Consider the following 12641-nt stretch of genomic DNA (forward strand, 5'->3'; position numbering starts at 1 on the left):
CCTGTGCATCCAATAGGACGACCAATGAGCAACATATCGACAGCCCCCGTTCAGCGCGTCACCATACCGGTTCTACAACAATGGAAAGGGGAGGGGCGTCGCATTGCGATGACCACCGCCTACGACGCAGTTTCCGCCCGCATAGCCGATCCGATTGTAGACATTATTCTCTTGGGAACAGCGTAGGGAATGTGTGCCTGGGTTTCGACAACACGTTGCCCGTCAGCGTGGCGATGATGAATCATCACGTTGAGGCAGTTGCCCGCACAAAACCTCGCGCGTTGCTCGTTGCCGATATGCCGTTCCTGAGCTTTCACCTTAGCGCTGAGGAGACGATTCGGAATGCCGGCGGATTCCTTCAGCGCGGTGCAGATGCTGTGAAGCTCGAGGGCGGTTCCAAACGTGTCGCAACAGTCCGCGCTTTGGTCGATTGCGACATTCCTGTCATGGGCCATCTCGGCCTGACGCCGCAGAGCGTAAACATCATGGGTGGATTCAAGGTCCAGGGCCGGACCGACACTGATGCCTTGCGTCTGCTCGACGACGCATACCTGCCTGCAGGACGCCGGTTGTTTCGCACTTGTCTTGGAGGGTATCCCCTCGGAACTCGCTGCGCGCGCAGCTGAGTCGCTGGCGATACCAACAATTGGAATCGGAGCGGGCGCCGGCTGTTCGGGCCAGGTGCTTGTGCTCCATAACGTGCTCGGACTGACGGCAGGCCATCGGCCGCGCTTTGTTCGCACGTATGTAGATGGATTCAAGCTATTGCAGGACGCGCTCTCACGCTGGACTGCTGACGTGCGTGACGGCCTCTTTCCGGGAGCGCACGAATCTTACCAGCTTCCCGAAGCGATCGGCGAGCTGATCGCAAGCTGGGCCCCTCCAACCGCTTCCGATGAGCTCTGAACATGCAGACAATAACAAACATCGCCGAGCTCCGGCACGCTCTTGCCGCGTCCCGCAGGACCGATAAATGCATCGGGTTCGTCCCAACAATGGGCTATCTGCACGATGGCCATCTCGCATTGGTGAGGGAAAGTCGGGCACGTTGCCGCGTAACAGTTGCCAGCATCTTCGTAAATCCCACTCAATTTGGGCCAACAGAAGATCTCAGCACCTATCCTCGCGAGTTTCTCCGCGATAAGACGTTGGTGCAGCGATGCCGGCGTTGATATCCTCTTTGCGCCGGAGGCACACGAGATTTATCCCCTCATTTTGCGACGTTCGTCGAACCGGGCGAACTGGCTCGGCCGCTGTGCGGAGCATTCCGGCCGGGACATTTTCACGGTGTCGCCACCGTCGTTTGTAAGCTCTTTAACATTGTGCAGCCCAATTTCGCGTTCTTCGGACAAAAGGACTTTCAGCAATGCGCTGTTGTGCGTCGCATGTCAGCTGATCTCGATTTTCCAATCGAGATCGTAACCGTGCCAACCGTTCGCGAACCGGATGGGCTCGCAATGAGCAGCCGCAACAAACATCTCGCGTCTGACGAACGTAAGCGGGCTCTCGCGATCAGCCGCGCCTTGTTTGCGGCCGAGGCTGTGTTTCGCGCGGGTGAACGCGATGTCAAACAGCTGATAGACACTGCCAAGAGGCAGCTGGCGGAGCTCGACCAGCTGCAATACCTCGAGCTCGTCGATTCCAGCACACTCGAGCCGGCGACGAGCCCTTTGAGTCGTCCGATAGTCCTTTGCGTCGCTGCCTACGTCGGCTCGACCCGGCTCATCGACAACGTCGTTTTTGACGTGAGTGCAGACGAAAAGTGCCGAACATTGGCGACTGCGCGGCGAACGACACTCCAGTGTGCAATTTCCACGGAGATACCGCCAGAATGCAGAATAAAGGCGCTAGTTCCCAGCTTATTGCATAAACTAAGACGATCGGAAATCAGGCAGGCGCGCGCGGAATCGGGTTGATTGGCGTCGCCAAAAGAGGCCGCACGCTTCGTCAGCGTGGTGCGCCCGTCTTTACATGCAACAGACACTTAGTCGGTGCGATGACGCAAGTTCACCTGGGCGCATGATCTGCACTCAGGAAGACGGAATTCGCCCAACTGAAGCCGAAGGAGGCGCGGAATGCACAACGATTCTCACGGTTCCCACGCGCATTCAGTCAAATGCTGCGCCGTCTGCGGTGGTCGGTTCGGACTGATTCGCTATTACTGATGGCGAACGGCCCTTTGCTCCAAAAAATGTGTCGACCGTTTCAAGATACGGCGGGAGGTCGACCGGAAATGGCTTTGCTGGCTTCGCGCGGCATAATGGACGATGCCCTCCACACGGACCACCGTCACTGCATAAGACCTTCTTGGCAAGGCAGCGCCCTGCCAAGTCTGTCCCCCGTCCGCGGAAACGAAAGATGTCGCCACAAATGATCATGCCTAGCGTGACTGCTGACCTAGTACCCATCTTCTGTTGTAACCGGTAAGACGGCCTGGTTATGAAATCCATACTTGTGAACCATAGAACGCCCCAGCTTGACGGGCTCTGCATCGAGTGTTCTGGCTCCTTAGGACCGGGTTACGTCCGAGATATGTTAACGCGGAACGGCTATTGCTCCTGCGATTGCTATCGACGGTCTCATCCGTTGTCCTCCCTTGCTCCGCGTGGCGAGATCCTCGATGCAGCCCATCTTGTTCGTTTTGGCATCTCAAGCGTGCTGATTGCAGCTTCGTGCTGGCTTCAGCTAGGAGCGGTCTCGATGTCATTTATGGACATAACCAAGCATGACGAGCTGCCGTCTCGAGCGGAGCCCCCCTCGTCGGCTTGAGACCCGCGATCCCATCAAGCCGCTCGGTAAGCGAGGCGCGAAACGTTCCGAGCCGGCCACTTATTCAGGAGTTGGACTTAGATCTGCTCGCAAGGCCCATGAATGTCGTAACCCAGATACCGACACTCTCGCCAATGGGCCACATCGGTCCATTAAGCACCGGGCGAGAACGGACGCACGCCTTCGGAACATCCCCTCAGCTAGGTTGATTTATTCATCTCCGCGCCGCCGTTGGGAGCTTGCTGCGACTCTGCATTTTGTCCCTTCAGAGCACGGCGTTTCATTGTGGCGGTCAGCTTCATCTTTTTCGTACCTCGGCTCTTTTGCGAGACTACACTCTTAAAGGTGAGCTCCACTCGACCATTCCCCCTTGTTTTGTCCATGGCCCCTCTCCAATCAACCGCCAACTTTCGCTCCGTGGCATACCACCCCGCGCTCGTTCGATGGATGATGCACGCCGACCGTTCGCACTAACCTTTAGGTGAGAATGGCCGACTTAGACGAATGCATCGATAAGCTCGACTTTCTGGAGCCGCGCTCCGAAATCGGTACGGCGAACGAACCGCTAAGAGTGCGCACTTCGTTCCTTTCGTAGCTAGCAGCAGCTGGTTCTTGAGCAGACTGCCAACCTTGTGCGGGCCGACTATAGCGAGCTTTCCCCTCTGAAGACCCCAAACACCAAGAACCAACCAGGCGCGATCACCACGGCACCCGTTTCTGAGTATCCCTCAGAACTCGGGCGCTCTACGAGCGCCCCGAGGCCAGACGCGGTGAAGCTGCTGGCCAATTTGGCAAAATACGTCGCATACTCTACCAACACCAGAGGCGAAATCCGTCAAAAACAAGCTTTCCGCCGCGGCTTTTGGGCGCCAACCCCTTCTGTGTAGCACCACCTTTCCCCGACCAACATCATCCAGGGGAGACAGTCCCGTAACGCCGACAGGAGCGGCAGATACCTCGCAGATGATGGCAGCGCGACAAGCCACGACAAAGCAGCTTTGAATTTCACGCTCACTCAAGCCATTTCAATCCAAGAGTGCGCGGTGTTGTGCTATAAGCCATCCTGGAGCATCGGGGGCACTTCTTCAGATGTTAGACGCTGCGACCACGTCACTATTGCGCGCAATACTCGAGGAGGTCTGCGAGCACATTTCTCAGAGCGAGACCGGCGTTCGCGCGCATATCGCCTCGAAGATGCTAGAAGCCGCCAGCCGAGGTGAGACAACGCGCGAGCGGCTCACTCAGGTCGCCATCGAGGCGCTTCGTCAAGCACCAAGCATGTGGCGCTAGGCATGGACGGGACGTCCAGCTCACGAGCCGTGAAGGCCTTATCGAGCTCGCCGGGACCGGTCGCAGGAAATATCCCGCTTTAAGGATGGGTGGCGGTACTGAGCCGCCGTGAGCGTACTCGCAATCGGTTCGTGAAAGACACTTAGCCGATCGATCTTGGCTGATGTCCGAGCTGCGAGCGCGTCGGCCTTCAGCATTCCGATATCAGGGGAGGGGATCGGGGGAAGCAGCAGCGGCACGACTGGTCCACTCGGCGGCGTCTGCACGCTTTTGGCTTCGTACTTGTCGGCCAATTTCACTATGCCTCTCGTGTATCGATCGGGCGATATCGATTAGGACTTATAGAGGCTCACTGCGGAATTAGTTATCTCCGTGTTATCGGCCGTACACACATCGATTGAGAGATGTCAAAGCTGCGCAGGAGCGGCTTTTCTGCGGTCGCCATTTGGTCGATTCGTAAATCCGTCCTTTTACGAGATTCACAATGAATTCCGCGAACAATGCGCATTTGATAGCTGAAACGCGGAGCGCTTGCCGTTCTATTCTGGTCTTACGTGAGGGATTTCCAACGTGACTGGTAAAGGCAAGGCGCGACTGCCTGGTGGCAGCTATTGGACCGAGGCGACATCGGGATGGCGTTCACGGGACCTTTCGTTTTAGCCGGACCAAGACAACGCGAGGGCTTCCTCTCGAAGGAAGACTTCAGTGCCTATCGTTACGCGAATTGCTTGTGCTCGCGGTGGATCGCTGCGTGCAGCTTGATTGTCCGAAACTTCCCATAATGATCGTGAGCACGTCATGGCCACTACCTGCTGTGCGTTTTTGCTCCGCTCGTCAGCGTAGTGCTCGTGAGCGCCATCGCAATCTTGCTGTTTCTATCGGGGTCGATCAGATTCTGATGTCTTGATCACACATCAGCAGCGGCCTTGCGCTCAGCAAAACTTACCGTTCAACTCGACCTTCAGGATCTCGCATGACTGCATACCATGGCCCCGTGTTTGATATGGCCTCAAAGCAATTCGAGGTCATTGCGGATTATTTGGGGATACCCGATGACGCGAGACTCCGCCTGTTGTTACCCAAGCGATCGGTCACGGTATCCTGCCCCATTCACCGGGATAATGGTACAACCGCCGTCTTCGAAGGCTACCGAGTACAGCATCATCTCACGCTTGGCCCAACAAAAGGGGGACCCGGTTCGCGCCGAGTGTCGACCTCCGCGAGGTCGCTGCGCTCGCGATCTGGATGAGCTGGAAATGTGCTCTGGTGGGGCTACCCTATGGTGGCGCCAAGGGTGGAATTAGCGTTGACCCATCAACCTTGTCGAAGCGCGAGCTCGAGGCGCTGTCACGTCGGTATATGCAGGAGATGATTCCGTTTGTTGGGCCACATACAGACGTGATGGCGCCCGACATGGGCACGAACGAGCAGATCATGGCCTGGTTCATGGATACATATTCAATGTATCAGGGCCAAACGGTCACTGAGATCGTGGCAGGAAAGCCTGTCAGTGCCGGCGGAACATTGGGGCGCCGTGAAGCGACAGGAAGAGGGTCGCGCATCTGGTTCGCCGCGCCGCGGACGAGCTAAACATTCGTCTCAACGGCGCCACAGCGGTTGTACAGGGCTTTGGCAATGTCGGTTCGATCGCCGCACTCGAGCTGCACAACATGGGAGTCAAAGTAATCGCGGTCAGCGATCACACGGGGGCGCTCTATCGACCCCGTGGTCTCGATATACCGCAGCTCATCCGGCACGCCGCATTGCAGGGCAGCCTGGAGGGTTATTCCAACGAGGTCGCGCTCGACCCAGCAGAGATCCTTTCGATACCATGCGACGTGCTTGTCCCAGCTGCGGTGGAACGGGTCATTGACGCTCAAATTGCCGCCAACCTGCGCTGCCGTATACTTGCCGAAGGCGCAAACGGCCCCACCACGCCGGAAGCCGACCGGATCCTGGAAGGACGCCAGAAGGAGATCTTCGTTATTCCCGACATTCTCTGCAATTCGGGCGGTGTCGTGGTCAGCTACTTCGAATGGATGCAGGACCTCCAGCGATTGTTCTGGGAGGAGGAGGAAGTCATACGGCGGGAGTACCAAGTTCTAGATCGCGCCTTCGAACGCGTTCTGGCCCGCAGCAAGGGCGAAAACTTGTTCAACCGCACCGCAGCCATGGCCATCGGCGTCGAGCGCGTTCGCGGCGCAAAAGAAACACGTGGGCTATTCCCATAGGCTGCTTATTTCTACCCCACAACCCCTGGTTCACTCTCGGCCGCGCGACTGCAAGGTCGCGAGCAGAACCGCCGGTTTTGTGCGCACATCGGCTAACCTAGCAGAAAAACGATTGCGGTGGTCGGAACTTAGCCTGAAACCTGCAGTAAGTCGCGATTAGCGTCATCTGGTAGGTTTGGCGGCCCTTGTCGGGCCTCGCTTCCAATCTTTCGAGCACGGCCATGGCGGGATGGAAATGAAAGTTCTTTGCTTATGGTACGCCACCGAGGCCGAACTTTCGCGGCTCAAGGCGGCATTGCCTGACGAAACGGAGGTCGTTGCGCCCGAAGGGGAATACTTTTCGCGCTTCGAAAGCACGTTTGCCGAACTCAAGAGACACGCCATAGATGCGGAGGCAATGATTGGCTGGGCAATTCCGAAAGGAATTCTCGAGATCGCGGACAAGCTCAAGCTGCTCTGCTGGCTGCATGCTGGTTTTGACGATCTCGATTTCAGGCTCTTGAAGGAACGTCGCGTTACAGTCGCTAACACCCGCGGCGCCAATGCCATTGCGGTCGCTGAGCAGGCCATCATGTTTGTCTTGGCTCTCGCAAAGAAGACCTTGTTTAAGCATCACGCTGCTCAAGAGGGACGTCGCTTGTTCCCCGTTTATGCGGATGAATATCGTTCGGCGATGCTGTACGGTCGAACGATCGCAGTCGTTGGCGCCGGTAACATTGGCGGACATATCGCCAAATGCGCCAAAGGCTTTGGAATGCACGTGCTGGGCGTGCGTCGCAACAAGGACCGTCCGGCAGCCGGCGTCGATGTTATGTACGATATCGACGAGCTGCGCGACGTCCTCGCCAAGTCAGATTATGTCGTCCTTTCGACGCCAATCACCCCGGACACATTTCAGTTCTTTGGAAAAGCGGAATTGGATGTGATGAAGCCGTCAGCATTCTTGGTTAATAGAGCGCAGGGCAACCTGATCCAGGAAAAGCCGCTTTACGAAGCACTCACATCGGGCAGGTTGCGAGGCTACGCAGCCGATGTGTGGTGGCGCTATGAATTTGGTCGCGCTTTCCCGATCGGATACATGCCTCGACTCGAGATTCACAAGCTTCCGAACGTCATCACTTCAATCGATCAGGCATCGAACGCGGATGACGTTTTGGACCGTCACCTGCAGTGGGGCATCCAGAGCCTTGTCGAGTTCTCTAACGGCGGTGTGCCAACTCGTGCGATTGACCTGGATCTCGGCTATTGACTGTGAGCCAATCATGGCTGTGGCCTTTGCGTTGAGATCATTCGTATCGCGGAACGCGCCGTAGCTTAGGGTATATGGATGATGCAGCTAGAGTTTTGCCATCCCACTGAGGGCACGCCTTTGAACAATGTTGATGCGGCGAGCCAAGTGCCGGGAGTTGCAAGTTGGAGATGCCCATGCATGTAGACAACGTTGTCCAGGATCTCTTGGCACGGCAGAACGAGATATTGGACGGCCTCTGCACGTTTCTGAGGATGCCAAGTGTAAGTACCGATCCTGCATTCACGACTGGCATGCGCGAAGCACAGGGATTTCTTCTGGACCGGCTTAAGCGCATGGGGCTCGCGAACGTCCAGCTGTTGGATGGCGGCGGACATCCTGCTGTGTATGGTGCGTGGAATGGCGCGCCTGGCAAACCCACCATCCTGATCTACGGACATTATGACGTTATGCCGCCGGATCCGATAGAGGCGTGGCATTCTCCTGCTTTCGAACCAGCGATCCGAGACGGCAAGCTATACGCCCGTGGCGCTTCCGACGCTAAGGGATCCACGGTGATCGCGCTTGAGACGATCGCTGCTTTCCTGCGGCTACGTGGCGGCTGCCCGGTGAACGTCAAGGTCTTCCTGGAGGGCGAGGAGGAGAGTGGAAGTCAAACTCTTCGGGAAATTGTGCACCGCTTTAGACCGCTCCTCCAGGCTGACGCGATGATTTCGGCTGATGGTGGCCGGGCGAGCGCCACAATCCCGACGATTAACGTCGGTTGCCGCGGTTTGGTTGAACTCGAATTTTCAATTCGAACGGCAGACAAGGATCTTCACTCCGGTCGATATGGGGGCGCCGTACGAAACGCCGCTCATGAAATCGCAAGGTTGATCGCTTCGCTCCATGATGAATCCGGGGCAATTGCCATTCCGGCGTTGATGGCCTGCGTGCCACAGCCCACGCGCGAGGCTCGAGACCAGACAGCACGATTTCCTTTCGATGGGGTCGAGTTTGTGGAGGAGGTGGGTGCTGCGGCCTGTGGAGAGCCTGGCTTCTCGGTCCGTGAGCAGCTAACGCTGCGCCCGGCCTTGGATGTAAACGGTGCATGGAGCGGCTACACAGGCGTCGGCAGCAAGACGATCATCCCCAACAGCGCGCATGCGAAGCTTTCGTTGAGGACCGTGCCAGGCCAAGATACTGATCACGCGCTGAGTGCAATCAAGGCGCATTTGACCGCCATCTGTCCACCCGATGTCGCGCTTACGATCCAAGCTAACGATGCGGGCGCACCAGCCTTCAGCTTGCCGGAGTCGCATCCCTTGGTGATGGCCGCCAGCAAAGTGCTGCACGAGGCGACGGGACAGGTCCCGGTGTTGGTTCGCCTTGGTGCGACCGTTCCCATCACTGTTATTTTCCAGGAAATGCTGGGGCTGCAGACGCTGATGTTTGGCTTTAATCTGCCTGACGAAGATGTGCATGCTCCCAATGAGTTCTTCCGCATCGCGTCTCTTGCGGAAGGCCTTTCGACCTGGCCGCGTTTGCTGGAAGAGCTCGGCAAATTCGAAAGCGCCGATTTCCGGCCGGTCGAGACTTCTGCCAGCGCCACCCAGGACGAAACAGGTCAGCGACCGGGGAGGGACTTCGGAGGTTCACAACAAGCGTTGTATACGACCGAACTAGGACAAGTCGGACTGGGCAATTGACGCGATAATCACGCCAACGGCACTTCCACCAGGAGGAACAGGGATCATGTTCAACATTCGCGCTTCTTCTCACCCACTGAGTTTCACATTCTTGCGCAGCGCTCCTATGGCAGCCGCCCTATTGGTCGCGATCTTCAGTAACGCTTATGCGCAGCAGCTCAACACGAACGAGCCGGTCTCAATCGCGATCGCGAATGAGCCGCCATTTACCGAGCTCAAACCCGACGGCACACTGACCGGGTCTGGCCCGGACGTCGACATCGCGATACTCAAGGAGGCCGGCTTCACCCAATTCAAGGGCGAAGTGATGAAATACGGAGCAATGATTCCGGCACTGCAAGCCAGTCGCGTCAAGATGGTCTCTTCCGGTGGGCTTGCCATCCGTCCTGAGCGCTGCGAGCAGGTCATTTTCTCGGAGCCCGTCACCTGCGGTTCGACCGGCCTCCTTGTGCGGCCGGAGATGGCCGGAAAGTTCGACAGTTACGCCAAAGCAGGCGAACTTGGAGTCAAAGTCGGGGTCATTGCCGGCGGGTTGCAGGAAAAGGATGCGCTTGCGCGAGGCGTTAAGCGCGAGAACGCAGTCGTATTCCCTGACCAAGCCAGCGCGATCAAGATGCTTGCGGATGGGCGAATTGACGCGATCGCGCTCGCCGATTACTCGCTAGAGAAGATGAAACAACTCTCGGGCAACCCGTCGCTCCAGATCGTTGTTCCGTTGAAAGATGTCGAGGTCTTCTGCGCGGCTGCCGCCTTCAGGAAGGACGATACCGCACTAAGGGACGCCTACAATAGCGGCTTGAAGAAGCTGCGAGAGAGCGGGGAATTCGACAAAATCCTGATCGGCTACGGTATGGGACCGAGATTGGCCCTCATTAAGAACGCTCCGTCGACGGCAGCGATCTGCGGAAAATGAGGGTACCCGGCATTGGGGTAGGTCGCTTATGCCCCGCGCCAATGCCCAACTAGATAGATATCTTGCACCGTAAGCTATGTCGGGAACGTCATTTGCTAAAACCAATCATTGAGTTTCGGAACGTGGACAAACGCTTTGGATCCCTCAGGGTTCTGGAGCAGCTATCGTTCTGCGTTACGCCTGGCCAGCACCTGGCCCTCATTGGTCCATCCGGCTCAGGCAAGACGACCATCCTCCGAATACTGATGACGCTTGAGAGCATCACCGGCGGCGATGTCCTGATCGATGGGCAGTCCATGATCTATGAGGAGCGAAGTGGGAAATTGCTCCCTGCCTCCGAGGGCTACGTTCGAAAGATTCGTGCTAACATTGGCATGGTGTTCCAACACTTCAATCTTTTCCCCCATAAGACCGCGCTGGAAAATATTGCGCTAGCACCTGTGCTGACGCGTCAACTCTCCAAAATAGAAGCATCCGAGCGCGCTTTACAACTGCTGGAGAAAGTCGGGCTATCCAACAAAGCTGATGAGTATCCTGCGCGACTCTCTGGCGGACAGAAACAGCGTGTGGCAATCGCCAGGGCTTTAGCGCTGCAACCAAAGATTTTGTTGCTGGACGAAATCACCTCGGCGCTTGACCCGGAGCTCGTTGAGGAAGTGCTCGCCGTTATTTCGGCACTTCGCAACGAGACTGATATGACAATGCTGCTCGTCACGCACGAAATGAGCTTTGCTAAGGATTTTGCTGACCGCGTACTGTTCTTTGAACAGGGCAAGATTATTGAGGATGCCCCTCCCGCGACCATTTTTCACAACCCTCATCACGATCGGACCAAGAGCTTCTTGAAGAAAGCCATTGCTGCCGGCCAACGGGTATGAACATCGCAAAGATGATGGGGGCAAGGCGATGACGGAGTACTGGTGGTTCATCCTGAAGGGAGCGGGGTCGACTATTTCGATCACAGTGTTGAGCTGCGCGCTTGCACTGCTTGTCTCATTTGCCTCCGGCATCGCATTGCTATCCAAACGGTTCTTGGTACGCGCCAGCTCTCGCATCTATGTTGAGGTATTTCGCGGTACATCCGTTTTTGTACAATTGTTCGTCGCTTACTATGTACTCCCTCTTCTTGGCCTAAAACTTAGCCCTGTCGTCGCGGGCACCCTGGCCCTTGGCTTCAACGGCGGAGCTTATGCCGCCGAAGTCGTCCGGTCAGCCATCTTGGCTGTCGGGCGAGATCAACGAGAAGCTTCGATTGCGGTAAATTTAACACGTTGGCAAACGATGCGCTGGATCATCTTGCCGCAAGCCTTTGTGATTATGTTGCCAAGCTTCGGCAACATCGCGATAGAGATTATGAAAGGTACGGCGGCAGCCTCGTTAATCTCAGTCCCTGAGCTTACGTTTCAAGCGCAGACCGTGCGAGCTCACACGGGAGAAACCGCATTCCCCTTCATACTCATTTTGATCAGCTATCTGGCCATTGCCTCGTTGATCATGGCTGTGGTCCGTTGGCTAGAACGCAGGTTCGGCCGCGGAATCATCAAAGTGGGCGGATGAGGCAGACATGAATTGGAGCTGGAAATTCGTCGCTGAAATCGCGCCCAACCTCATCCAGGGATTTAGAGTGACGATTCTCGTCACGCTCGTCTCTTACGCCGCTGCTCTCGCGCTCGGACTGATCTTTACCTTGGCCAGGATGTCTTCGGTCAAGCCGGTGGGAAAGACCGTGCAGCTTCTGTCGGAAGGCATCAGACGCACACCACTGCTCGTTCAGTTGTATTTTTTATTCTACGTGCTGCCTGATCTTGGGATCCTGCTCTCACCATTGACGGCGGGGATTATTGGCCTTGCCACGCACAATGCGGCTTACATCTCCGAGGTTTACCGAGCCGGCATCGACAATGTATCCGTTGGCCAGTGGGAAGCAGCAAAAGCATGCAACCTCACGCGTGCACAAGCGTGGATACACGTCATACTCCCTCAAGCAATTCCTCCGATGATTGCTCCGCTCGGCAATTACCTGATCGCCATGTTCAAGGAAAGCGCGCTTCTTTCGGCCATCACGGTCCTTGAATTCATGGGATCCGCTATGGCTGAGGCTGACTATAATTATCGCTACCTCGAGCCGATCACGATCGTGGCGCTCGGATATCTGGCTGCAAGCCTCACCTCGGCGGCGGGGATCAAGCTGCTTGAAAAGAGATTCAATCGCTATGCAGCATAGACAGCACTAATCGAGCTTGGACCTTCAGCTTGTTCTGACTAGGACTCGGCTGGGTAAGATCAGGAGCGTCTTTCGACATTCCGTCGGTTGTGCTGCATTGTAGTAAGCCTTTGGCCACCGTTCTGGCGGCGCATAGCATAGGCGAGGTCCACGATCTCCTGAAAGGATCTATGCTTGACCACACGCTTAAGTTGGACGTATCGCCGCGTCGGCTGGAGATGATGACTGAGATCGGTCGACGTGGTTCTCGAAGGACGATAAGGCTCGGATCGTCGCG

The 12641-nt window shown here is 56.6% G+C and carries 9 protein-coding genes and 3 pseudogenes; 11 read left to right on the forward strand and 1 reads right to left on the reverse strand.

The genetic code is table 11. The features are described from left to right. Window positions 1–108: 108 nt before the first annotated feature. From XH85_RS47280 to panC, 3 genes and pseudogenes are all read left to right on the forward strand, one after another. Window positions 109–626 (forward strand): annotated as a pseudogene (locus XH85_RS47280) (3-methyl-2-oxobutanoate hydroxymethyltransferase). Beyond that, entirely contained in the window at window positions 523–906 is a 384-nt protein-coding gene (locus tag XH85_RS47285) for a 3-methyl-2-oxobutanoate hydroxymethyltransferase (protein WP_276486088.1), read from the forward strand. Before XH85_RS47280 ends, XH85_RS47285 begins: the two are co-directional and overlap by 104 nt. Before the next feature lie 2 nt (window positions 907–908). Continuing rightward, a pseudogene (gene panC, locus XH85_RS11800) lies at window positions 909–1916 on the forward strand (pantoate--beta-alanine ligase). A gap of 1053 nt (window positions 1917–2969) precedes the next feature. On the opposite strand, the gene XH85_RS11810 reads toward panC, so the two are convergent. Further along, on the reverse strand, window positions 2970–3152 hold the full coding sequence (locus tag XH85_RS11810; RefSeq protein ID WP_128931989.1) for a hypothetical protein: 183 nt from the start codon (window positions 3150–3152) through the stop codon (window positions 2970–2972). A gap of 1910 nt (window positions 3153–5062) precedes the next feature. Between XH85_RS11810 and XH85_RS46375 the strand changes: the two are divergent. The 8 genes and pseudogenes from XH85_RS46375 to ehuD all read left to right on the forward strand — a co-directional run bounded on the left by XH85_RS46375 (window position 5063) and on the right by ehuD (window position 12364). Next, a pseudogene (locus XH85_RS46375) lies at window positions 5063–5649 on the forward strand (Glu/Leu/Phe/Val family dehydrogenase). Window positions 5650–5651: 2 nt separating this feature from the next. Further along, entirely contained in the window at window positions 5652–6290 is a 639-nt protein-coding gene (locus XH85_RS46380; protein WP_245474228.1) for a Glu/Leu/Phe/Val family dehydrogenase, read from the forward strand. Window positions 6291–6519: 229 nt separating this feature from the next. Further along, entirely contained in the window at window positions 6520–7539 is a 1020-nt protein-coding gene (locus XH85_RS11825; protein WP_245474019.1) for an NAD(P)-dependent oxidoreductase, read from the forward strand. Between the two features lie 176 nt (window positions 7540–7715). Then, the gene (locus XH85_RS11830; protein WP_128931991.1) at window positions 7716–9227 is read left to right on the forward strand and encodes a M20/M25/M40 family metallo-hydrolase; all 1512 of its coding nucleotides are present in this window, start codon (window positions 7716–7718) and stop codon (window positions 9225–9227) included. Between the two features lie 46 nt (window positions 9228–9273). Next, window positions 9274–10140 (forward strand): ectoine/hydroxyectoine ABC transporter substrate-binding protein EhuB, encoded by an 867-nt coding sequence (gene ehuB / locus XH85_RS11835; protein ID WP_128931992.1) that lies wholly within the window; start codon window positions 9274–9276, stop codon window positions 10138–10140. 92 nt (window positions 10141–10232) lie between these two features. Continuing rightward, a complete protein-coding gene (gene ehuA / locus XH85_RS11840; protein WP_128931993.1) occupies window positions 10233–11018 on the forward strand; it encodes an ectoine/hydroxyectoine ABC transporter ATP-binding protein EhuA in 786 nt (261 codons plus the stop codon). A gap of 28 nt (window positions 11019–11046) precedes the next feature. After that, window positions 11047–11697 carry an ectoine/hydroxyectoine ABC transporter permease subunit EhuC gene (ehuC, locus tag XH85_RS11845; protein ID WP_128937225.1) on the forward strand — a complete coding sequence of 217 codons (651 nt, stop codon included), beginning with the start codon at window positions 11047–11049 and terminating at the stop codon, window positions 11695–11697. Between the two features lie 7 nt (window positions 11698–11704). Beyond that, window positions 11705–12364, forward strand: a complete 660-nt coding sequence (ehuD, locus tag XH85_RS11850) for an ectoine/hydroxyectoine ABC transporter permease subunit EhuD (RefSeq protein ID WP_128931994.1) — start codon at window positions 11705–11707, stop codon at window positions 12362–12364. Window positions 12365–12641 lie beyond the last annotated feature (277 nt).

Source organism: Bradyrhizobium zhanjiangense (assembly GCF_004114935.1).
In the GTDB taxonomy this organism is placed as follows: Bacteria; Pseudomonadota; Alphaproteobacteria; order Rhizobiales; family Xanthobacteraceae; genus Bradyrhizobium; species Bradyrhizobium zhanjiangense.

Bases quoted from the DNA above. Each gene is read 5' to 3' on its own strand.
- XH85_RS47285 (WP_276486088.1), top strand. From the start codon at position 523: ATGCCTTGCGTCTGCTCGACGACGCATACCTGCCTGCAGGACGCCGGT.
- XH85_RS11810 (WP_128931989.1), bottom strand. From the start codon at position 3,152: ATGGACAAAACAAGGGGGAATGGTCGAGTGGAGCTCACCTTTAAGAGT.
- XH85_RS11825 (WP_245474019.1), top strand. From the start codon at position 6,520: ATGGAAATGAAAGTTCTTTGCTTATGGTACGCCACCGAGGCCGAACTT.
- XH85_RS11830 (WP_128931991.1), top strand. From the start codon at position 7,716: ATGCATGTAGACAACGTTGTCCAGGATCTCTTGGCACGGCAGAACGAG.
- ehuB (WP_128931992.1), top strand. From the start codon at position 9,274: ATGTTCAACATTCGCGCTTCTTCTCACCCACTGAGTTTCACATTCTTG.
- ehuC (WP_128937225.1), top strand. From the start codon at position 11,047: ATGACGGAGTACTGGTGGTTCATCCTGAAGGGAGCGGGGTCGACTATT.
- ehuD (WP_128931994.1), top strand. From the start codon at position 11,705: ATGAATTGGAGCTGGAAATTCGTCGCTGAAATCGCGCCCAACCTCATC.